Source organism: Nonomuraea sp. MG754425 (assembly GCF_021699195.1).
Lineage (GTDB): Bacteria > Actinomycetota > Actinomycetes > Streptosporangiales > Streptosporangiaceae > Nonomuraea.
The window spans coordinates 1-256 of the sequence record NZ_SSXE01000600.1 but is presented as its reverse complement, the minus strand read 5'-3'; the positions used below and the strand labels follow the sequence as shown (position 1 = coordinate 256).

The following is a 256-nucleotide window of genomic DNA, read 5'->3' as shown; positions in this document are numbered from 1 at the left end:
GCCCATGAGCGCGCGGTTGGCGTCGTCGTGCTCCAGGAAGGGGATCATCGCGGTGGCCACCGACACCATCTGGCGCGGCGACACGTCGATGTAGTCGACCTCCTCGGCACGGGCGAGTTCGGTCTCGCCGCCCTTGGTGCGGACCAGGACGCGCGCCTCGGCGAACGAGCCGTCGGCGTTGAGCACCGTGTTGGCCTGCGCCTTGACGTAGCGGTCTTCCTCGTCGGCGGTGAGGTAGTCGATCCGCTCGGTCACC

At 69.1% G+C, this 256-nt stretch carries 1 protein-coding gene; it reads right to left on the bottom strand.

What is annotated here, in order from left to right; all coding sequences use genetic code 11:
* A partial coding sequence (locus tag FAF44_RS54145) for a hypothetical protein (protein ID WP_237111250.1) occupies positions 1 to 256 on the bottom strand: 256 nt, incomplete at both ends.